Genomic DNA, 19728 nt, shown 5'->3' on the forward strand with positions numbered 1-19728 from the left:
ATTGTGAAGGGTTACTTTCGAAGTATGTCCTTCACAACTGCCGGTCCTGGCATGCCCGACCACGGCACACCGGCGGTCTCGCACTGGCGGGACGTCTATCTGGCCGCCGGTGCCCGGGCCATCTCGACCTGCGGGGACTTCCTCGCCGCGACCGCGCTGGCACTCGCCCTGCAGTCCGCCGGCGCCGGCGGACTGGCTGTTTCCGGGGTGATGCTGGCCGCCACTCTGCCGCTGGTGCTGCTCGCCCCGCTGACCGGTCGACTGGCCGACCAGGTGGACAGCCGCACCCTGCTGGTCTGGGCCGGCGTCGGCCAGGCTGCGGTCTGCGCGGCACTCGCCTTCGCCGAGAGCACCGCCGTGATCCTGCTGCTCGCCGCGCTGCTCGCCTGCGGGCTGGCGGTGACCCAGCCGACCCTGGCCGCCCTGCTCCCCGAGATGGTGCGTCGCAACGACCTGCCCCGGGCGAGCGCGATCAACCAGACCGCCGGCTCGGTCGGCATGCTCGTCGCGCCGGCCCTGGCCGGGCTGCTGGTCGGCCAGTTCGGTGCCCGGATTCCGCTGCTGCTCGACGCCGGCAGCTATCTCGCGCTGATCGCGGCGGGGCTGCTGCTGGGTACGCGGCGGGGCGGCCGACGGGCGGCGGGAACGGCTGGCGGGACGGGTACGACGCCGACGACCCCGGCCTGGCGGCTGCGTCGCGACCCGCTGCTCTGGACGATGGTGGCCGCGATCGCCGCGACGGTGGCCGGGGTCGGCGCGGTCAACGTGATCGAGGTCTTCTACGTCCGCGAGACCCTGCACTCCTCGACCACGATGTTCGGACTGGTCAGCGCGGCCTGGACCGCCGGCATGCTGACCGGCGCCTGGCTGCTCGCCGGCACCGCCCGGCGGGCCCGGGACGACGGTGCCCTAGTCAAGGGCGTGCTCGGGATGCTCGGCGCGGCCTGCCTGCTGGTCGGACTCGGCGCCACCGTGCCGGCCGCCGGCTGGCTGCTCCCGCTCTGGCTGGTCGGCGGCGTCGCCAACGGCGGGCTGAACGTATTCAGCAACCTGGTGCTGGCCAATCGGGTGCCGCCGGAGGCGCGCGGCCGGGCCTTCGCCGCGCAGGGCGCCGCGATCCAGGGTGCCGGAATGTTCGGCTACCTGGCCGGCGGCCTCCTGCTCACCGGCTTTCCACCCCGCCCGCTGGTCGCGGCGACCGGGCTGGCCGGGCTGGCCGTGGTCGCGGCGGTGACCCCGGTGGTGCTGCGGGCCGCCCGGCGTGAGCGGGCCACGCTGCGTCCTGGGCCACTTCCGTTCCGGTCGGCCGAGCGGCCGGTCGAGCCGGCGGTTACCGTCGGGGCATGACCGAGCTGCGGCGACCCCGGGTAGGCCACATCCAGTTCCTGAACTGCCTGCCGATCTACTGGGGGCTGATGCGCTCCGGTGCGCTGATCGACGTCGAGCTGCACAAGGACTCGCCGGAACGGCTCAGCGCCGCCCTGGTCGCCGGTGACCTCGACATCGGGCCGATCACCCTGGTCGAGTATCTCAGGCACGCCGACGAGCTGCTGCTGCTGCCGGATCTCGCGGTCGGCAGCGACGGCCCGGTGCTCTCGGTCAACATCGTCTCCACCCGGCCGCTGTCCGAGCTGGACGGCGCCAGGGTCGCCCTCGGTTCCACCTCCCGGACCGGGGTGCTGCTGGCCCGGATGCTGCTGGCCCAGCAGTACGGTATCGACCCGGAGTACTTCACCTGCCCGCCCGACCTGACCACCATGCTGCTGGAGGCCGAGGCCGGGGTGCTGATCGGCGACGTCGCGCTGCGCGCCCTCTACGAGGCGCCCGGGCGCGGGCTGGCCGTCACCGACCTCGGCCAGGCCTGGCGGGACTGGACCGGACTGCCGATGGTCTTCGCCGTCTGGGCGGTACGCCGGGACTTCGCGGCCAGCCACCCCGGGCAGGTCAAGGAGGTGCACCAGGCGTTCCTGCGCTCCCGGGACCTCTGCCTGGCCGAGCTGGACGAGGTCGCCGAGGCGGCGGCCCGGTGGGAGCCGTTCGACGCGTCGACCCTGGCGACGTACTTCCGGACGCTGGACTTCTCGCTCGGCGAGCGCCAGGTGGCGGGGCTGCGGGAGTTCGCCCGCCGCGCCGTCGACCTGGCCGGCGTACCGCCGCTGCCGGCGGGCGGGCCGGTCTTCTTCTCCGGCTGACTCCCGCTCTCCCGGGCGCCCGCTCAGGTCGCGGCGGCGGCGGCGCGAAGTTGCCGGGCCACGTCCTCGCAGATCTTCGCCCCGTACGTGTAGCCGAGGTCGAGCGCGTACCGGGTCTCCACGGCCATCGTCCAACCGTCGCCGATCGCCAGGCAGTTCACCGTGTACCTCTGCTCGCGCTGCCGGTCCACCCAGCCGTTCTTGACCGCGATGGTCTTCTGCTCGGCCGCCGGGAACGCCTTGCGGATACCGAAGTTGCCGACACCGCGTACGGCGCGCATCTCGTCGAGCAGCCACTCGGTCCACTCCGGCCCGGCGGCCCGGCCGTCGGCGATGCAGGCGCCCATCCGGGCGGTGTCCCGGGCCGAGAGCGCGGTACGGCTCCAACCGCCGTCGGCGGACGGGCTGCTGTCGGTCAGGTCGCAGATGCTGATCAGCCGCTTGATCGACGCCGTGCCGCCGTTGCGTTCGTAGAGGGTCTGGGCGGCGTTGTTGTCACTGTCCCGGATCATGATCGAGACCTGGTTCATCCGGGTGTCGCTCGGGGTCTCGCCCTTCTCGGTGGCGCGGCGCAGGAAGTCCGCCCCGATCCACGCCTTGATCATCGAGGCGGTCGGGTTGGTCTCGTCCATGTTGGCCGAGCCGGAGATCTCGCCGGTCCGGGTGTCCATCAGCGCCCAGTTCCACCAGCCGTCCTTGTTGATCTTCACCTTGGCTGGCGCCACCGACAGCGCCGGCAGCGTGGGGCTGGGCGTCGGGGTGGGAGTGGCCGGCCTGCCCGGGGTGGTGGCGGACGAACCGCCTGGTCCGGCCGGTTCGCCCCACTCGGCGGCGGCGGTACTCGCGAACGGCGAGCCCGGCATCAGCCGGAGCCCGACCAGTACCAGCACCAGCAGTACGCCTGTGATCAGGGTCAGCCGCAGCAGGGTGGACCGGTTGGACCGGGCCCGCCGCTCGGCGGTGCGTTCCCTGGTGCCCATCAGGACCGCTTGACGGTGAGTGGCCGGGGCACCTTGAGCACGGCGCCCGGCTGCGGGGGGACCAGTTGGCTGGCGACGCTGGCGCAGACGTCGGCGCCGAAGTCGAGCCCCTTGGCACCGGAGTAGCGCGTCATCACGGAGAGCACCCAGTCGTCGGTGATCGCCAGGCAGTTCAGGTGCCACTTCCCGTCAGCGTTGATCAGCGTCCAGCCGTTCTTGATGCTGACCCGCCCCTGCCCGAGGATTCCCTGCGGCAGTCCGTCGATGATGCCCCAGCGACCGCCGCCCTGCCGGGCCCGCTGATCCTTGGCGGCCGTCGTGCCGCGTACCTTGCTCATCTCGTCCAATACCCAGTCGGTCCACTTCGGTCCGGCGGCTGTGCCGTCCTTCAGGCACTCTCCCATCCGGACCGCGTCCCTGGGGGACATACTGGTGTAACTCCACCAAACGCGGTTGTCGCCGGGAGGAATCTCCTTCGAGGTCTCGGTGAGGCCGCACATTTTGATCAAGCGGTCCAGGCTGCCGACACCGCCAGCGGCGTTGTACAGGGTGTTCGTGGCGTCGTCGTTGCTGTCCCGGATGGCGGTGCTGGCCATCTTCAGCAGCCTCGACGGAGGTTCCTTGTCCTTCAGTCGACGAAGGTAGTCCGAGACGATCCACACCTTGATCATCGACTCGGTCGAGTTGGTGGAGGTCATGTTCCGGGCGCCGGAGATCTTCCCGGCCTTCCGGTCGAGCAGAGCCCAGGAGAAGAAGCCGTCGACGCCCTTCACCGTCACGGGCGCGGCGGTCAGGGTCGGCGGCGGCGGCGCGGACGGCTCGATCCCGACCGGCGGATCCTCGGCCGAGGAGGTGACTCCGCCGGAGTCGACCAGCCGGGCGTACGCGGAGGGAACGAGCAGCAGGCCGCCAAGCACGACTGCCGTGATGGCGAGCACCAGGGTCACGCGGGGACGCATGAGGATGGGGCTCCAAGGGTGAAGGCCGGAGGGCCGCGGTGTCCGGGGCGCTTGCGGTGTTGCGTGTGTCGGCGGTGCCTCCGCCAGCCCCACACCGGCGGTCTGCTCCGCGCCCGAGCTGCCGGGGGGAGGTGGCAGGCCGGGACGGGGAAAGTTTACGTGGCCCGATCCAATCCGCCAGACAGCGAAGGCCGGGGAGTTCCCCGGTGTCGCCGGAAATGATCGGGTCCGTGCTGATAGATGGTGAATATCTGGGCGAGTGTGACCAGTCTCATTCACCCACCAGTGCGGACATTTCGTGTTGGGGCCTCCCCAGCTCACGGTCGGGTCTGGGTGGCATTTCTATTACACGTCTTGGTAAGTGGCTAGTTGAGCTGTAACACTTGCTGTGTGTACGGACATGACTTCCCGGTTTCGGATGACGGACCCGCCGGCAGCCTGCTCGGCCAGGTCGAGGCGGCGGAGGCGGCGCTGCGGTCCGCCGCCGACCGTGGCCGCTCCGGGGACGACCCGGCCGCCGACACCGACCCAGAGGACTACTTCAGCGCCCTGATCGAAGCGGACCAGAAGATCGAGCCCCGGGACTGGATGCCGGAGGCGTACCGGAAGACTCTGATCCGGCAGATCGCCCAGCACGCCCACTCCGAGATCATCGGCATGCAGCCCGAGGGCAACTGGATCAGCCGGGCACCCTCGCTCAAGCGCAAGGCGATCCTGCTCGCCAAGGTGCAGGACGAGGCCGGGCACGGGCTCTACCTCTACGCCGCCGCCGAAACCCTCGGGGTGACCCGGGACGAACTCGTCGAGCTGCTCCTCTCCGGTCGGCAGAAATACAGTTCGATCTTCAACTACCCGACGCTGACCTGGGCCGACGTCGGCGCCATCGGCTGGCTGGTGGACGGCGCGGCGATCGTCAACCAGGTCCCGCTGTGCCGGTGCTCGTACGGGCCGTACGCCCGGGCGATGATCCGGATCTGCAAGGAGGAGTCCTTCCACCAGCGGCAGGGCTTCGAGATCCTGCACACCCTGGCCGGCGGCACCCCCGAGCAGCACGCGATGGCCCAGGACGCGGTGGACCGCTGGTGGTACCCGTCGCTGGCGATGTTCGGCCCGCCGGACGGCGACTCGACACACTCCCAGCAGTCGATGGCCTGGAAGATCAAGCGGTTCTCCAACGACGAGCTGCGGCAGCGCTTCGTCGACATGTGCGTGCAGCAGGCCGGCGTGCTCGGCCTCACCCTGCCCGACCCCGACCTGCGCTGGAACGAGTCGCGGCAGGCGCACGACTACACCCAGCCGGACTACGCCGAGCTGATGCGGGTGATCGCCGGTGACGGGCCGTGCAACCGGCAACGGATCGCGCACCGCCGCCGGGCCGACGCCGACGGCGCCTGGGTACGCGAGGCCGCCGAGGCGTACGCGGCCAAGCGGGCCGCCGAGCACACCGCGCGGGCCGCCGAGCACACCGCGCGGGCCGCCGAGCAAACGGCGGTGCCGGCGTGAGCGCCCCGGACCAGGGCCGGGCCGGCTGGCCGCTCTGGGAGGTCTTCGTCCGGGCCCGGCGCGGACTGTCGCACACCCACGTCGGCAGCCTGCACGCCCCCGACGCCGAGCTGGCGCTGCGCAACGCCCGGGACCTCTACACCCGCCGCCAGGAGGGTGTCTCGATCTGGGTCGTACCGGCCGGGGCGATCACCGCCTCCAGCCCGGACGAGAAGGACGCCTTCTTCGAGCCGGCGGCCGACAAGGTCTACCGGCATCCGACGTTCTACCCGGTGCCCGACGGGGCGGCGCACCTGTGAACACCTCTGACGCACCTGTGAACACCTCTGACGCACCTGTGAACACCTCTGGCACACCCGCGAACACCACCGTCGACTACCTGCTCGGGCTCGGCGACGACGCCCTGGTCGCCGCCCAGCGGCTCGGTGAGTGGGTCACCGCCGCGCCGGAGCTGGAGGAGGACGTCGCGCTGGCCAACATCGCCCTGGACCAGCTCGGCGCCGCCCGGCTGCTGCTCAGCTACGCCGGTGAGCTGGAGGGGGCCGGCCGGGACGAGGACACGCTGGCGTACCTGCGCTCCGACCGGGAGTACCGCAACTGCCTGTTGGTCGAACTACCGAACGGCGACTTCGCGATGACCATGGCGAAGCTGCTCTTCCTGTCGGCATACCAGCTCCCGCTCTACACCGCGCTCCGCGGTTGCGCCGACGAGCGGCTGGCGGCCATCGCGGGCAAGGCCCGCAAGGAGGTCGCCTACCACCTCGACCACGCCAGCCTCTGGACGGTACGCCTCGGCGACGGCACCGAGGAGTCGCACCGGCGGATGCGGGCGGCGGTGGACGAGCTGTGGCCGTACACCGGCGAGCTGTTCGCGGCCGACCCGGCCGCCCCGGTCGACCCGGCCGGGCTGCGCTCCGCCTTCCTGGCGAACGTCGAGCCGGTGCTGGAGGCCGCCACGCTGGCGCGTCCGGCCGACGGCTGGGGGCCGACCGGCGGCCGGACCGGCCTGCACACCGAGCACCTCTCCTACCTGCTCGCCGAGCTGCAGGTGCTGCACCGGGCACATCCGGGAGCCCGCTGGTGAGCGCGGGCCGACTCTCCCGGACCCGTCGGGCCGTGGCGGCGGTGGTCGACCCCGAGCTGCGGGTGCTGACCATCGAGGACCTCGGCGTGCTGCGGGACGTGACCGAGGACCCGGGGACCGGGCGGGTCACCGTGACGATCACCCCGACCTACACCGGCTGCCCGGCGATGGACGTGATCCGAGCCGACATCCGGGCCGCGCTGGCCGCCGTCGGGCACCCGGACGCGGAGGTCGTCACCGTCTTCGCCCCGGCCTGGACCACCGACTGGATCTCCGAGGCCGGCCGGGCCAAACTGGCCGCCGCCGGGATCGCCCCGCCGGGCCCGGCGAGCGGCCGCCCCGAGGTGCTGGGCAGGGGCCCTTCCACCACCGAAAGCGATATGCGGGGGCCCTTCCCTACCGGCCCGGTGCGGGTGAGGTTGAGTGTTCGGTGTCCGCACTGCGGCAGCGGCGACACCGAGCAGATCAGCCGGTTCGGCTCGACCGCCTGCAAGTCGCTGTGGCGGTGCCGGGCCTGCCGGGAACCCTTCGACCATCTGAGGGCGTTTTGAGCGTGACCATCAACCGGCCGGTCCGCCGCCGGCCGGTCTTCCACCCGTTGCCGGTCCAGGCGGTCGACCGGCTCACCGAGGACGCCGTAGCGGTCACCTTCGAGGTGCCGGCCGAGCTGCGGGAGACCTTCGCCTTCCGGGCCGGCCAGCACCTCACGGTACGGCGGGTCCCGCCGGACGGGGCCGAGGTGCGGCGGTCGTACTCGATCTGCTCGACCCCGGCCGAGCTGGCCGCGACCGGACGGCTCCGGATCGGGGTCCGGGAGGTGCCGGGCGGCGCCTTCTCCAGCTTCGCGGTCTCGACGCTGCGGGCCGGCGACACGGTGGACGTGCTGCCGCCGCTGGGGACGTTCGGCACGGCGTTCGCGCCGGACCGGGTCCGGCACTACGCCGGGGTGGTCGCCGGGTCCGGCATCACCCCGGTGCTGTCGCTGGTCGCGACCGCACTGGCGGTCGAGCCGGCCAGCACCTTCACCCTGGTGTACGGCAACCGGCACGGCCGCACCGTGATGTTCGTGGAGGAGCTGGCCGACCTGAAGGACCGCTATCCGGAGCGGCTGCACCTGGTGCACGTGCTGTCCCGGGAGCCGGGCGAGTCGCCGTTGCTGCACGGCCGGGTCGACGCCGAGCGGCTCGGCCGGCTGCTCGACACCGTCGTGCCGGCCGAGCGGATCGACGAGTGGTTCCTCTGCGGCCCGTACGGGATGGTGCGCGACGCGCGGCGGGTACTGGCCGGGCGGGGGGTGCCGGAGCGGGCCGTACACGCCGAGCTGTTCCATGTGGACGCGCCGCCCGCGCCGCCGGCCCGCCCGGCGGAGACGGCCGCCGGCGCCGGTACCGAGGTGACGATCCGACTGGACGGCCGGGCGTCGAGTTTCCGGATGGGGCGGGACGAGCGGGTGCTCGACGCGGCGCTGCGGGTCCGGGGCGAGCTGCCGTACGCCTGTAGGGGCGGGGTCTGTTCGACCTGCCGGGCGAGGGTGGTCGCCGGCGAGGTGTCGATGGCCCGCAACTACGCCCTGGAGCCGGACGAGGTGGCCGCCGGGTACGTGCTCACCTGCCAGGCCAGCCCGGTCACCGACACCCTGGTGGTCGACTACGACGGCTGAGGCGGGTTGTCCCGGATCCGTCTTGGTGCGGACGGACATGGAGCGCCATCGGTGGGTTCGACGCGTTGCGCGGATGACGGAAACCTTGCCGCGCGCGACCGGTACGAGATCGATCACTCTCTATCTTGAGAGTCGGTGGCGCGCCGCTGGTGAACCGGGAGCGGCGCCGATTTCGAGGAGGACCCATGCGTCGAGTTCGGGCTGTCCTGGCGCTCGCCTTCGTCGGCACCGCGTTGCTGGTCGGGGCCGGTGCGCCGGCCCAGGCGGCGGTGCCGGCCCAGGCGGCGGTGCCGGCCCAGGCGGCGGTGCCGGCCCAGGCGGCGGTGCCGGCCGATCGGCAGGCGGTGGCCGACAATCCCTCTCCGTACCCGTTCGGTTCCTACTACACCGTCGCGGCCTGCCGCTACTTCGGGGACAGCCTCGTCGCGGCCGGCGCCTGGCGTTACTACACCTGCGTCTACGAGTGGCGCAGCGGTGAGCCGCAGGGGTACTACTACCTCACCATGTACAACTGAGATCGCCGCTGGCGGCATTGAAGAATTTCTTCACGGGTTGTTGCTCCATCGAAGGATGTGTACTAACAAGGTATCCATGAGGATGCCGCGTACGCGTCGCGCCCGGGTCGGACTCGCCTCCTGCGCGGCGCTCGGACTGCTCAGCACCATCCTGCTCACCCCGCCCGCCGTGGCCGCCGCCCCCACCCCGGCCGACGCCGAGGACGGCGCGGTCACCGCGGTCGACCCGTTCCCGGCGTACACCCGGTTCAACGTCCCGGCCGAGGACGGCACCCGGGACCGGACCATCGAGGACGAGCTGGTCCGGCTGGCCGACGGCGTGCCGGCCGGCAGCTACATCCGGGGCATCATGTACAGCTGGAGTTCCCCGGTGGTGGCCGAGGCGCTGGCCCGGGCGGCGGCCCGGGGCGTGGTCGTCCGGATCGTGCTGGACGAGACCGGCGGCGGGGTGAACACCCGGGCCGACAACACCGCGGTACCGCTGCTCAGGTCGGCCAACCTCGACGACCTGGTGATCTGCGGCAAGACCTCGTCGACGGTGGCCGGCTCGACGGCCTGCATCGGCAACAAGAGCAACTCGATCAACCACAACAAGGTCTTCACGTTCTCCACCAGCGGCACCATGAAGCGGGTCGTCTTCGTCAGCTCGCAGAACCTCACCTTCAGCCAGAACAACCTCTTCAACACGGCGCTGGTCGTGCACGAGGACTACGACCTGTACGACCACTTCACCAGGTACTTCAACGACATGCGGGCGCAGCGGAAGAACAACGACTACTTCAACGCCGCCAACGGCTACTACAAGTCGCCGAACACCGCGGTCACCGTCTACCACTCGCCCCGGGCCGACAGCGACACCCTGGCGAACCGGCTGGCCGAGGTGAACGCGTACGCCAGCGGCTGCGCGGTGGACGTGGCGCACGCCCAGTTCACCGACGCCCGCCCGCAGGTCGCCACCCAGCTGCGCCGGATCGGCCGGATGGGCTGCAAGGTCCGGGTGGTGTACGGCTCGATGGGCAGCACCGCGTACGCCACCCTGAACGGGCAGCCGAACGTCTCGCTGAAGAAGTACCACGACGCCGAGGCCAGCAACGTCGACGGCCGGGTGGTGACCGTGCACTCGAAGAACATCATCATCCGGGGCACCTTCGCCGGGGTGGCCGGGCGGAGCCTCGTCTTCACCGGCTCGCACAACATCACCGACCCGGCGCTGACCGACCACGACGAGACCCTGGTGAAGATCGAGCACCCGACGGTCTGGAACGACTTCCACGACAACTTCGAGACCCTCTGGGCCCGCGCCAAGTGCGTCAACCCGGACAACGGCAGCTGCACCAGCTGACTCCCGTCCCAGGTACCCGCAATTTCGGGGAAGTAGTGGCATCGTCCCGCTGGTGAGGCCACTACTTCCCCGAAGTAGTGCGATCTGCCCTCTTTGGGGACGGTGGTGCGGGTTGAGCGGTCCAGTACGTCAGGTCGGAGCGGTGCTCGACCAGGGTGACCGGCGTGCCGCACATCTCGGCGATGTAGCTGGCGGCCTCTTCGAGGTCGACCGGAGTCTCGTCGCGGTACCCGTCCTGATAGATCCTCAGCCCGACGTCGGTGCGGTCGTGCCCGAGCGCCTGGGCGGCTTCCGGCGACACCAGCAACACGGTGTAGCGCGCCGTTTCGATCTCGGCCTGGCTCGGTCGGCGCTGTCCCGGCTGAGGGGGCCACCGGAACGACTCCAGCACCGAGGGGATCGGCCCCGGTGAATCGGCAGGGTCGTACGGCTTGATCCAGGACGGCTGATACTGCGGCGATGTTGTGGGCAACATGTGAACCACCTTCCTCAATTGCTGATCGCATCTAGCAGGTGTGGCAATATTGCGATTAGGGTGGACTACTCTAGGTGGCAGTGTCAATGCGTAGATGTGAGGAGACCGAGATGTCTCGGCAGCAGCCGGCCACTGTGGTAGGTCGTGGGCTTGGTGGGGAGCTGCGCCAACTCCGGCAGGATCGGCGGTTGACCGCAGCATCGGTGACGAAGCAGCTTGGGTGGCAGCCGTCCCGGCTGTCTCGGATGGAGACTGGGCAGCAAGGCATCCACCTGGAGGACGTGGCCGCGCTGCTGGTCGTCTATGGCGTCACCGGTGAGGAGCGTAAGCGGCTGCTGGGCTTGGTGGAGCGAGCCAAGGACACGGGCTGGTGGGAGGTGCTCGGCAACCTCCCGGCCGAGTCACGCACGCTCATCCGGCTCGAGGCTGAGGCGACCGCCATCGTCAACTGGCAGCCGCTGCTGGTGCCGGGACTACTCCAGACTGCGGACTACGCCCGAGCGGTTATGAACGGATGCGGAGTAGGGGAGGCGGATGCCCAGACGCGGGTTGCGGCCCGGCTGGGTCGGCAGGCGATCCTTACCCGAGCGGAGCCCCCGAAGTTGAATGTGTTGCTGGACGAGATGGTCCTGCGTCGCGTGCTTGGGAGCCCCAGGGTGATGGTCCGGCAGCTCCGGCACCTGGTCGAGGCCGCCGAGCGGCCCAACGTGACGCTCCGGGTGGTGCCGTTCGAGCTCGGCGCTCATACCGGACTCGACGGGCCGATCGTGCTGCTTGACTTTGCCCGCAACCGCTCCGTGGTCCATCTGGAACACAAGATGTCCGGGCTCTTCCTTGACGAGCCGGAACGGGTGGCGCTGTTCCGGCAGGAAACAGATAGGCTGGCCGAGGTGGCGCTGAGCGCCGCCGAGTCGGTGGAGTTCGTTGCGCGGGTCGCAACCGAGTGTGAGCGAGCGTGAGCCGAATGATCACCCCTGATGTCTCCCACGCCCAGTGGCGCAAGTCCAGCCGCAGCGGTTCCAACTCCGACTGCGTCGAGGTTGCCGAGGTGGCTGGCGTGGTGGCGGTCCGGGACTCGAAGGATCCGTCGGGGCCGGTGCTGGCTTTCGAGCGTGGTGCCTGGGCGAGGTTCGTGGCCGGGCGTTCGGCCGGACGCTGACCCGGGTCGCCATTCCACCGCGTCTGATCAGGACGGGGCGACAGAGAACATCCGGGGTGACCGGGGGTGGGTGTCGAGGAGGGCGTGCGTCAGCAGTGCTCGGCCCAGCCCGATGCCCTGGGCGTGTGGCGTCACGCTGCGGCAGCCGCCCGATAGGCCGCTAGCGCCTCGACGGCGACCCGGCCGAGAACAGTCACCGGGTCGCGCTGATCTTGCGCGGCGCGGAGCGAGGCTGCCGCGTCGTTCAGGGCGACCGCGACCAACGGTGGCGCGGGATAGCTGCCCGTTGTGCCGCGGACCCAGGCGAGTGCTGCGGCATGCGCGTGGAGTATCGCGACCGCTCGGTCGGCGCTCTCGTCCGAGGGACCGACTAGTTCGTCTACCAGTGCGTGGGCTCGTCTGGGGTCAGGCGCCATCATGTCCCGCCGATCCTACGCGTGGGTGCCGACACTCACCTGGGGCACGACCGGCCGGCAAGCGCCGGTCCACTCCTGGGGACGTACGTCCGACAGGGGTCGAGGACGGATCACATGATCGAGGTGGGGCGGGCCGGGACGGGACGGTGCGTAACTATCGACGAACCGTTGGAGCCCTGCCCGGCACCGAGATGTCTGGTGTCGATTGGTCACCTCCTGCGAAGCTCTTCCCGAAGGTCCTTCAGCCGGTGCCCGCTCGGTGTGTGCGTCCACTGGTCCCAGCCGTTGATGTCGTGCCCGACGCATGCCTTCAACGCGGGTGACGGCTTGCCGAACACCCGCCCATCCGCGAGCTCAAGATGGCCATCGGAGGTCACCGTGGCCCTGTGCTCCAAGCCACGGCGAGGCTGAACATGAACCAACTCATCACCGGGCCTGAGTAGTTCGGCATTGATGAAGGGCATCAGGTCGCCGGTGCGCCGCCGAGGCGCGCCGGCAGTCCGGGGCGGCTGCTCCCCGTCCAGTCCCAGTAGCCGGCGTAGCACGTCGTTCTCGCGGTCGACAAAGGGCTGCGCATGCTGCTGGAGCAGGGCATACACCTCGTCGTCCACCTCTATCCTCTGCATGGCTGCAATCTTCCCATCTTGGAGTCTTAAAGGGAAAGTCTAGGGGGCGTTCTCGAGCAGTCGCATCAGCTCGTTCCGTCACGCTTGGCGGAGGAGCGCCTCTAGCAGGAGGTGGACCGTGCAGCCCGGGTTGCGGTGGTACAGCGGCGTGTCGGCGAGCAGGCGGTGGCGTTGGGCGGCACGTCGCATCGCGTCCGGCTGCCCAGGGCGGACGGCACCATAGTCGACCCTTTTCGCCCGCTGGCGGTAGCCGCAAGGGCACTCCTGCAGGAGTCGACACGCCTGTTCAGTGCTCAGATAGGCCGTGTGATCCCGAAAGTGCCAGAGGAGAAAGAGTTCGAAGCACGGATTCGAGATCGCGCACTCGATGCCGTGCTTCTTCGCCAGGGTGATGGCGTCCTCCAGTTTGGCGTGGGGCTGTGGCGCTTCCGCATCAAACACGCACCATGTCTGGTCGGCTGCCTGACCGTGCGCCTTCTGAGCCTGGCGGTCGATGGCCATTCTGACCAGGCCGAATGGTTCACCGCCTCCAGGGATGATTTCGAGTTGGACGGTGCTGGCACGGAGGTCGCGCCGTACGCCCTTGAAGTAGTCCACCTCGGTGCGTTTGCCCTCGCAGTAGATGAGAAAGAGCTGACGCTCCTCGCGTTGCCCGTACTTGCGGCGTAGCGGTCGTCCCCCATGGCGCATCAGCCCTCGCCCCACAACCGGTGCCGTCGCGCCCAAGGGTGCGTCAAGCGCTGCTCGCGCCCGTACCCGATCTCATTCACGCGCTCGATCTTACCTTTGGCACACTAGGGTTTGGAAGCTCCAAGGGCCAGTGTTTAGTTAGATTGTTTCGGAGCATTGGGGTCAAATCCGGACAGCGAGGCAAGGAGATCTTCATCGAAGAAGGGCACGCCGCCGTACCTGCCTTTGAGGTACCGGCCTTCGACGTCGTCCAGGCCATCGCGCACGCGGAACTCAGTGAGCGGGTACAGCCGGGTAGCGCCGGCCGGGTCCTTCTCCGTGAGCCAGACCTGATCTCTGGCCAGGGTGACCCCATGGTGCCGTCCGAGTAGCCCGACGTCGTGGCTGTTGAAAACGAGTTGTGCGCCATGCTGGTTCGTTGCCGGGTCGTGGAACAGCCGCAGGAGTTGTGCGGTGAGCAGGGGGTGCAGCCCTGTCCCCAGGTCGTCGACGATCAGCAGGCCGCCGATGTCGAGGACCTGGATGGCCGGTTGGAGCAGGTCGAACCAGGCACGGGTGCCGGTGGATTCCCAACGCCACGGCAGAGTGGCCCGCCCCGACGGGACCTTTGCCGTGTGCGCAAGCTCCAGTCGCGGAGTCGGTTCGATCACTCTCCGAGCGTTGCCGGCACGGGCGATCCGCCGTTCGATCTCCTCAGCGGTAGGCTCCACGAACTCGGCGCCGACGATGCCCAGGTCCGCGAAGCGAAGCAGATCGAGCATGCGTTCGTCGGGCGGTCCGCCACGTGGGGATGCCGAGGTCTCCGGCCGCACCGATGCCATTTGCCGAGGGCCGAACCAGCCGTAGATCCTACCGAGTTGGGGATGGTTCTGGGCGGCGGCGGCGGAGAGGTAGAGGCTGTTCGGTCGCACCACCTCCGCAATCAACTCGCGTTGGCCGGTCAAGTGGTTGCCGAACCGAAGTGCGCCATGCTCACGTTCGAAATAGACCTGGCGACGCCCCTTGGGAAACGCGTAGAGCCACTCACGTTGGATCACTTCGTCGTCCAGGGCGAATCCGTACTCGTAGCGCACCTCGCCGACGACGATGTCGAAGGCGAACTCGCTCGGCCGGGTGGCACTGCTGGTATCCAGCCGGAACGGCCAGCGCCCCGGGATCGGCTCCTCGGGTAGCCAGCGCTGATGGGAGTAGCGGACCGCGTCCCTGGCGAAGTGCAGGGCCTTGATCACGTTCGACTTGCCGGAGGCGTTCGTGCCGAAGATGCCGACCGCCGGGAGCGCGCGCAGACTGTCGCGGGGCAATGGCCAGGTGGCGATGCCCGGATGATCATCGGCAGCAATCAGACTCAGCTCCGTCTCGTCCCGCAACGAGGCGAAGTTCTCTACACGGAACCGCAGCAGCATCCGAAACCGAGCCTCCTCTCAGTGCGAGTCTAGCCATCAGCAGCCCGAATCCGTCAAGAAGTGCCGATTTTCGGCCCGAAATGAGGCGACGACCGTCTCTTGCTGTGCTCGGCGATCCGCCGATTGGTCGGGCGGCGGGGTGGCGGCAGACGCCAGGAGATGGTGGAGCGGGCCGGCGACGTACCCTCGGGTACGTGACGGTGAGCCGGGAGATCGACAGCATCCTGCAACGTGGCGCGGACGGCGGGCGGATCACGCCCGAGGAGGCGCTGCTGCTCTACACCGACGCGCCGCTGCACCCGCTGGGTGAGGCGGCCGACGCGGTACGGCGGCGGCGCTATCCGGACAACATCGTCACGTACCTGATCGATCGCAACATCAACTACACCAACGTCTGCGTGACCGCGTGCAAGTTCTGTGCCTTCTACCGGGCGCCGAAGCACCGGGAGGGCTGGACGCACCCGACCGAGGAGATCCTGCGCCGCTGTGCCGAGGCGGTCGAGCTGGGCGCGACCCAGGTGATGCTCCAGGGCGGTCACCACCCCGACTACGGCGTGGAGTACTACGAGGAGCTCTTCTCCTCGGTCAAGCGGGCGTACCCGCAGCTCGTCATCCACTCCATCGGGCCGAGCGAGATCCTGCACATGGCGAAGGTCTCCGGGGTCAGCCTGGAGGAGGCGATCAGCCGGATCAAGGCGGCCGGGCTGGACTCGATCGCCGGGGCCGGTGCCGAGATGTTGCCGGAGCGGCCGCGCAGGGCGATCGCCCCGTTGAAGGAGTCCGGCGCCCGCTGGCTGGAGGTGATGGAACTCGCACACCGGCAGGGCGTCGAGTCGACCGCGACCATGATGATGGGCACCGGGGAGACCAACGCCGAGCGGATCGAACACATGCGGATGATCCGCGACGTGCAGGACCGCACCCGGGGCTTCCGGTCCTTCATCCCGTGGACGTACCAGCCGGAGAACAACCACCTCAAGGGCCGGACCCAGGCGACCACCCTGGAGTACCTGCGGCTGGTCGCGGTGGCCCGGCTCTTCTTCGACACCGTGCCGCATCTCCAGGCGTCCTGGCTGACCACCGGCAAGGACGCCGGACAGCTCGCCCTGCACATGGGGGTGGACGACCTCGGTTCGATCATGCTGGAGGAGAACGTCATCTCCTCGGCCGGCGCCCGGCACCGCTCCAACCTGCACGAGTTGATCTGGATGATCCGCTCCGCCGGCCGGATCCCCGCCCAGCGGGACACCCTCTACCGGCACCTGGCGGTGCACCACACCCCGGCCGACGACCCGACCGACGACCGGGTGGTGTCGCACTTCTCCTCCATCGCGCTGCCCGGTGGCGGCGCGGGCCGGAGTCTCCCGCTCGTCCGGACCCGCTGAACTACCCTCGTCCATTCGGCCACCGCCGGCTGGGCGAGGGGTCGGTCCTTGGCTCCGATCCGCCGGCAAAACGTCGAGCCTGCCGGATAAATGGCTTGTGACCAGGACATTCTTGGAAGCCGGGCCCGTGCGGGCAGTCATAACGGTTGGATCAAGGGGAGCGCGACCGGGCCCGTCGAACCGATAACGTGCCGGCACACGTACCCGCTGACCGTCGTGGACGGACCGGCCCCCGGGCCGGGACGCGGCGCACCGGGGTCGTCCTCTATCGGTCCATGAGGGCCGTTCACATAACGCACGGCATCGCGGGCGAGGTGGAGAGCCACCTCGCCCGTGGTGTGTTCGGGCTCGGCCGGTCTGGCAGACTCTTCCGGCGTGACCCGTACCCCGTCCGGACGCCGGGCCAGCCTGGACAAGCAGCCGCACGAGGTGGCGGCGATGTTCGACGAGGTGGCGTCCCGGTATGACCTGACCAACACCGTGATCTCGTTCGGGCGGGACCGGCGGTGGCGCCGCGCCACCCTGGCCGCCCTCGAGCTGCGCCCCGGTGACCGGGTGCTCGACGTGGGTGCCGGCACCGGAGTCTCCACCGCCGAGCTGGCCACCTCGGGAGCGGACGCGGTGGGCCTGGATCTCTCCATCGGGATGCTCCAGGCCGGCCGACGGAGCCGCCCCGAGCTGCCGTTGCTGGCCGGCGACGCACTCCGGCTACCGTTCCCGGACGAGACGTTCGACGCGGTCACCATCTCGCTGGCGCTGCGCAACGTGGTGGACACCGAGGCGGCGCTCCGGGAGATGGCCCGGGTCACCCGGCCGGGCGGTCGGCTCGTGGTCTGCGAGTTCAGCACCCCGACCAACCATGTCTTCCGGACGGTCTACCTCTCCTACCTGATGCGGTCGCTGCCGGCGGTGGCCCGGGCCGTGGCGAGCAACCCGGACGCGTACGTCTACCTGGCCGAGTCGATCCGGGCCTGGCCGGACCAGGCCGGGCTGGCCGACCAGATCGCCCGGTCCGGATGGCGCCGGGTCGCCTGGCGGAACCTGACCGGCGGCATCGTCGCACTGCACCGCGGGGTGCGTCGCTGATTTCCGGTTTCATGCTTCTTTAGTCGGTTTTCATCCATGAAGTAGCTTTCCAGGCCGTAGGCTGCGCCCATGGCGGGGGCAGACCGGCAAGGCGACGGCGACGGGCGGCCGGCCGAGGAGACGCCGGCGGCCGAGGCGCTCGACCCGGCCGATCCGGCGGCCGAGGCGCTCGACCCGGCGGCCGAGGCGGCCGACCTGATCGCGCAGATCCGGGAGCTCGCCGGACCCGACCCGGAGGCGATCCGGACCGTCGTCGCCGACGTACTGGCCGCGCTCGACCGGGTCAGCGGCGGCACGCTGCGGGAGCAACTGCCGTACGGGCACGAACTGAGCCCGGACGACGACCCGGCGCCGACCGGCGGGTATCCGATCGAGCCGCACCCGGTCGAGCCGAACCCGCCGGAGCCGCACCCGGCGCAACCCCAGCCGGGGCAACCGCGGCCGGGCTGGCCCGGTCCGGCCGACCCGCACCCGCCGGCACCCGGCCCGGGGCGGCCGCATCCGGCCGAGCCGCACCCCAGCGACCCGCACCCGGTGCGGCCACGCCCCACCGATCCACACCCGACCGAGCCCGGGCCGGTCACTCCGGGACCGACGAGACGGCGTCCGGCGCAGCGCAGCGGCGAGGACCGCACGTGAGCAGCGGGGCGGGCAGGCGACCCTGAGCAGGGTCGGCTGTGAGCAGATGCACATCCGGGACAGTTCGGCTATTTCGCCGGTGAGGTATGTCCCAACGTGGGCGGGACGAGGGTGTGCGTCCGGGTGGCGGAACGGGTCCGGGCAGGTAGTCAGTACGCCTACCTCGGCAACTTAGGTTCACCTAACCGGTCGCCGGCCTCCTCGCGGCTCTAGACTCCTCCCCGAACGAGGCTTGTGAAGCATTTCACGAGCGATCGGGAGGGGAGGCGCGGATGGCCACGGTCGAGTACGACGCGGACGTCATCGTTGTCGGCGCCGGTCCGGGTGGATCGACAACCGCCTATCACCTGGCCCGCCAGGGCCTACGCGTGCTGCTGCTGGAGAAGACGGAGTTCCCCCGGGAGAAGGTCTGCGGCGACGGGCTCACCCCGCGGGCCGTCAAGCAGCTCGTCAAGCTCGGCGTCGACACCTCGCCCGAGGCGGGCTGGCTGCGCAACCGGGGCCTGCGGGTCATCGGCGGCGGCGTACGCCTGGAACTCGACTGGCCCGAACTGGCCAGCTTCCCCAACTACGGACTGGTGCGCACCCGCCTCGACTTCGACGACCTGCTGGCCAAGCGGGCGGTCGAGGCCGGCGCCGAACTGCGTACCGGGGTGAACGTGACCGGCCCGGTGCTCGACGGGAACGGTCGGGTGATCGGGGTCGTCGCCGAGAGCGGCCCGGAGAAGGCTCCGGCCAGCTTCGCCGCCCCGCTGGTGATCGCCGCCGACGGCGTCTCCGGGCGTCTCCCGGTCGCGCTCGGCCTCAACAAGCGGGAGGACCGGCCGATCGGGGTCGCCGTCCGCCGCTACTACCGCTCGCCCGCCAAGCACGACGACAACTACCTGGAGTCGTGGCTGGAACTGCGGAGCAAGGAGCACCCCGACAAGCTGCTCCCCGGGTACGGCTGGATCTTCGGCATGGGAGACGGCCGGGTCAACGTCGGGCTGGGCGCGCTGAACTCCTCGGCTGCGTTCGGCAAGACCAACTACCGCCGGCTGCTGGTCGACTGGCTCGCCGGCACCCCGGCCGAGTGGGGCATGACCGACGAGACCAACGCCGCCGGGCCGATCCTCGGCGCCGCCCTGCCGATGGGCTTCAACCGGGTGCCGCACTACACCAGGGGGCTGCTGCTGGTCGGCGACTCCGGCGGCATGGTCAACCCGTTCAACGGCGAGGGCATCGCGTACGCGATGGAGTCCGGCGAACTCGCCGCCGAGATCGTGGTGCAGGCGCTGGCCCGTCCGGCGGGTGCCGAGCGGGAACGCGCGCTGGCCGGCTACCCCGCCGAGCTGAAGGCCCGGTACGGCGGCTACTACCGGCTCGGCAACGTCTTCGTGAAGATGATCGGCAACCCGCACGTGATGCGGATCGCCACCAAGCACGGCATGCCGCACCCGACCCTGATGCGGTTCGTGCTCAAGCTGCTGGCGAACCTGACCGATCCGCGCGGCGGGGACGCGATGGACCGGGTCATCAACGCGATGACGAAGGTGGCTCCGGCCGTGTGATCAGTCGCCGGGCCCGCGCGCGGGCGACCAGTGGCACCCCCGGGCAGCGTCGCCCGGAGGACCG

The 19728-nt window shown here is 70.1% G+C and carries 21 protein-coding genes; 15 read left to right on the forward strand and 6 right to left on the reverse strand.

Translation table 11 applies throughout. From position 1 onward, the window contains the following. Positions 1-24 precede the first annotated feature (24 nt). Together ABNF97_RS20490 and ABNF97_RS20495 are read left to right on the forward strand one after the other, a co-directional pair. Entirely contained in the window at positions 25-1347 is a 1323-nt protein-coding gene (locus ABNF97_RS20490) for an MFS transporter (RefSeq protein WP_349339444.1), read from the forward strand. Next, positions 1344-2192, forward strand: coding sequence for a menaquinone biosynthetic enzyme MqnA/MqnD family protein (locus ABNF97_RS20495; protein ID WP_349339445.1), 849 nt, complete (start codon positions 1344-1346; stop codon positions 2190-2192). Before ABNF97_RS20490 ends, ABNF97_RS20495 begins: the two co-directional genes overlap by 4 nt. A gap of 23 nt (positions 2193-2215) precedes the next feature. Here ABNF97_RS20495 and ABNF97_RS20500 read toward each other — a convergent pair whose 3' ends face one another. Next, positions 2216-3172, reverse strand: a complete 957-nt coding sequence (locus ABNF97_RS20500) for a serine hydrolase (RefSeq protein WP_130461601.1) — start codon at positions 3170-3172, stop codon at positions 2216-2218. After that, positions 3172-4131 (reverse strand): serine hydrolase, encoded by a 960-nt coding sequence (locus tag ABNF97_RS20505; RefSeq protein WP_349339446.1) that lies wholly within the window; start codon positions 4129-4131, stop codon positions 3172-3174. Before ABNF97_RS20505 ends, ABNF97_RS20500 begins: the two co-directional genes overlap by 1 nt. Before the next feature lie 390 nt (positions 4132-4521). On the opposite strand from ABNF97_RS20505, the gene paaA reads away from it, so the two are divergent. The 7 genes from paaA to ABNF97_RS20540 all read left to right on the forward strand — a co-directional run bounded on the left by paaA (position 4522) and on the right by ABNF97_RS20540 (position 10235). Beyond that, positions 4522-5634, forward strand: coding sequence for a 1,2-phenylacetyl-CoA epoxidase subunit PaaA (gene paaA / locus ABNF97_RS20510; RefSeq protein WP_349339447.1), 1113 nt, complete (start codon positions 4522-4524; stop codon positions 5632-5634). Next, positions 5631-5933, forward strand: coding sequence for a 1,2-phenylacetyl-CoA epoxidase subunit PaaB (paaB, locus tag ABNF97_RS20515; RefSeq protein ID WP_130461604.1), 303 nt, complete (start codon positions 5631-5633; stop codon positions 5931-5933). Before paaA ends, paaB begins: the two co-directional genes overlap by 4 nt. Positions 5934-5971: 38 nt before the next feature. Continuing rightward, positions 5972-6718 carry a 1,2-phenylacetyl-CoA epoxidase subunit PaaC gene (paaC, locus tag ABNF97_RS20520; protein ID WP_130461605.1) on the forward strand — a complete coding sequence of 249 codons (747 nt, stop codon included), beginning with the start codon at positions 5972-5974 and terminating at the stop codon, positions 6716-6718. Beyond that, positions 6715-7269: a 1,2-phenylacetyl-CoA epoxidase subunit PaaD gene (gene paaD, locus ABNF97_RS20525; RefSeq protein ID WP_349339448.1), complete on the forward strand. Its 555-nt coding sequence runs from the start codon at positions 6715-6717 to the stop codon at positions 7267-7269. The genes paaC and paaD overlap by 4 nt, the downstream gene beginning before the upstream one ends. Then, positions 7266-8378, forward strand: coding sequence for a 1,2-phenylacetyl-CoA epoxidase subunit PaaE (gene paaE, locus ABNF97_RS20530; protein WP_130461606.1), 1113 nt, complete (start codon positions 7266-7268; stop codon positions 8376-8378). Before paaD ends, paaE begins: the two co-directional genes overlap by 4 nt. Before the next feature lie 185 nt (positions 8379-8563). After that, on the forward strand, positions 8564-8893 hold the full coding sequence (locus ABNF97_RS20535) for a hypothetical protein (RefSeq protein WP_349339449.1): 330 nt from the start codon (positions 8564-8566) through the stop codon (positions 8891-8893). A gap of 82 nt (positions 8894-8975) precedes the next feature. After that, positions 8976-10235 carry a phospholipase D-like domain-containing protein gene (locus tag ABNF97_RS20540; protein WP_349339450.1) on the forward strand — a complete coding sequence of 420 codons (1260 nt, stop codon included), beginning with the start codon at positions 8976-8978 and terminating at the stop codon, positions 10233-10235. A gap of 61 nt (positions 10236-10296) precedes the next feature. Here ABNF97_RS20540 and ABNF97_RS20545 read toward each other — a convergent pair whose 3' ends face one another. Then, positions 10297-10710 carry a hypothetical protein gene (locus tag ABNF97_RS20545; RefSeq protein ID WP_349339451.1) on the reverse strand — a complete coding sequence of 138 codons (414 nt, stop codon included), beginning with the start codon at positions 10708-10710 and terminating at the stop codon, positions 10297-10299. A 110-nt stretch (positions 10711-10820) separates the two neighbouring features. On the opposite strand from ABNF97_RS20545, the gene ABNF97_RS20550 reads away from it, so the two are divergent. Together ABNF97_RS20550 and ABNF97_RS20555 are read left to right on the forward strand one after the other, a co-directional pair. Next, the gene (locus ABNF97_RS20550) at positions 10821-11669 is read left to right on the forward strand and encodes a helix-turn-helix domain-containing protein (RefSeq protein ID WP_349339452.1); all 849 of its coding nucleotides are present in this window, start codon (positions 10821-10823) and stop codon (positions 11667-11669) included. Positions 11670-11674: 5 nt separating this feature from the next. Next, positions 11675-11869, forward strand: coding sequence for a DUF397 domain-containing protein (locus ABNF97_RS20555; RefSeq protein WP_349339453.1), 195 nt, complete (start codon positions 11675-11677; stop codon positions 11867-11869). Positions 11870-12494: 625 nt separating this feature from the next. Here the strand turns inward: ABNF97_RS20555 and ABNF97_RS20560 are convergent. The 3 genes from ABNF97_RS20560 to ABNF97_RS20570 form a co-directional block, all read right to left on the reverse strand. After that, complete coding sequence (locus tag ABNF97_RS20560; RefSeq protein WP_349339454.1) at positions 12495-12896, reverse strand: restriction system modified-DNA reader domain-containing protein; 402 nt, start codon at positions 12894-12896, stop codon at positions 12495-12497. Positions 12897-12989: 93 nt separating this feature from the next. Continuing rightward, the gene (locus tag ABNF97_RS20565; RefSeq protein WP_349339455.1) at positions 12990-13601 is read right to left on the reverse strand and encodes an RloB family protein; all 612 of its coding nucleotides are present in this window, start codon (positions 13599-13601) and stop codon (positions 12990-12992) included. Positions 13602-13735: 134 nt separating this feature from the next. After that, entirely contained in the window at positions 13736-15004 is a 1269-nt protein-coding gene (locus tag ABNF97_RS20570) for an AAA family ATPase (RefSeq protein WP_349339456.1), read from the reverse strand. Between the two features lie 194 nt (positions 15005-15198). Between ABNF97_RS20570 and mqnC the strand changes: the two genes are divergently transcribed. From mqnC to ABNF97_RS20590, 4 genes are all read left to right on the forward strand, one after another. Then, the gene (gene mqnC, locus ABNF97_RS20575; protein ID WP_130461609.1) at positions 15199-16389 is read left to right on the forward strand and encodes a cyclic dehypoxanthinyl futalosine synthase; all 1191 of its coding nucleotides are present in this window, start codon (positions 15199-15201) and stop codon (positions 16387-16389) included. A 375-nt stretch (positions 16390-16764) separates the two neighbouring features. Continuing rightward, positions 16765-17475, forward strand: coding sequence for a demethylmenaquinone methyltransferase (locus ABNF97_RS20580; RefSeq protein ID WP_349339457.1), 711 nt, complete (start codon positions 16765-16767; stop codon positions 17473-17475). A gap of 69 nt (positions 17476-17544) precedes the next feature. Then, complete coding sequence (locus ABNF97_RS20585) at positions 17545-18114, forward strand: hypothetical protein (protein ID WP_130461611.1); 570 nt, start codon at positions 17545-17547, stop codon at positions 18112-18114. 272 nt (positions 18115-18386) lie between these two features. Further along, on the forward strand, positions 18387-19664 hold the full coding sequence (locus ABNF97_RS20590) for a geranylgeranyl reductase family protein (RefSeq protein ID WP_130461612.1): 1278 nt from the start codon (positions 18387-18389) through the stop codon (positions 19662-19664). Positions 19665-19728 lie beyond the last annotated feature (64 nt).

Source organism: Plantactinospora sp. B6F1, assembly GCF_040120695.1.
Lineage (GTDB): Bacteria > Actinomycetota > Actinomycetes > Mycobacteriales > Micromonosporaceae > Plantactinospora.

Coding starts and splice junctions, on each gene's coding strand:
- ABNF97_RS20490 (WP_349339444.1), top strand. CDS start 25: ATGTCCTTCACAACTGCCGGTCCTGGCATGCCCGACCACGGCACACCG.
- ABNF97_RS20495 (WP_349339445.1), top strand. CDS start 1,344: ATGACCGAGCTGCGGCGACCCCGGGTAGGCCACATCCAGTTCCTGAAC.
- ABNF97_RS20500 (WP_130461601.1), bottom strand. CDS start 3,172: ATGGGCACCAGGGAACGCACCGCCGAGCGGCGGGCCCGGTCCAACCGG.
- ABNF97_RS20505 (WP_349339446.1), bottom strand. CDS start 4,131: ATGCGTCCCCGCGTGACCCTGGTGCTCGCCATCACGGCAGTCGTGCTT.
- ABNF97_RS20535 (WP_349339449.1), top strand. CDS start 8,564: ATGCGTCGAGTTCGGGCTGTCCTGGCGCTCGCCTTCGTCGGCACCGCG.
- ABNF97_RS20540 (WP_349339450.1), top strand. CDS start 8,976: ATGCCGCGTACGCGTCGCGCCCGGGTCGGACTCGCCTCCTGCGCGGCG.
- ABNF97_RS20545 (WP_349339451.1), bottom strand. CDS start 10,710: ATGTTGCCCACAACATCGCCGCAGTATCAGCCGTCCTGGATCAAGCCG.
- ABNF97_RS20550 (WP_349339452.1), top strand. CDS start 10,821: ATGTCTCGGCAGCAGCCGGCCACTGTGGTAGGTCGTGGGCTTGGTGGG.
- ABNF97_RS20555 (WP_349339453.1), top strand. CDS start 11,675: ATGATCACCCCTGATGTCTCCCACGCCCAGTGGCGCAAGTCCAGCCGC.
- ABNF97_RS20565 (WP_349339455.1), bottom strand. CDS start 13,601: ATGCGCCATGGGGGACGACCGCTACGCCGCAAGTACGGGCAACGCGAG.
- ABNF97_RS20570 (WP_349339456.1), bottom strand. CDS start 15,004: ATGCTGCTGCGGTTCCGTGTAGAGAACTTCGCCTCGTTGCGGGACGAG.
- ABNF97_RS20585 (WP_130461611.1), top strand. CDS start 17,545: ATGGCGGGGGCAGACCGGCAAGGCGACGGCGACGGGCGGCCGGCCGAG.
- ABNF97_RS20590 (WP_130461612.1), top strand. CDS start 18,387: ATGGCCACGGTCGAGTACGACGCGGACGTCATCGTTGTCGGCGCCGGT.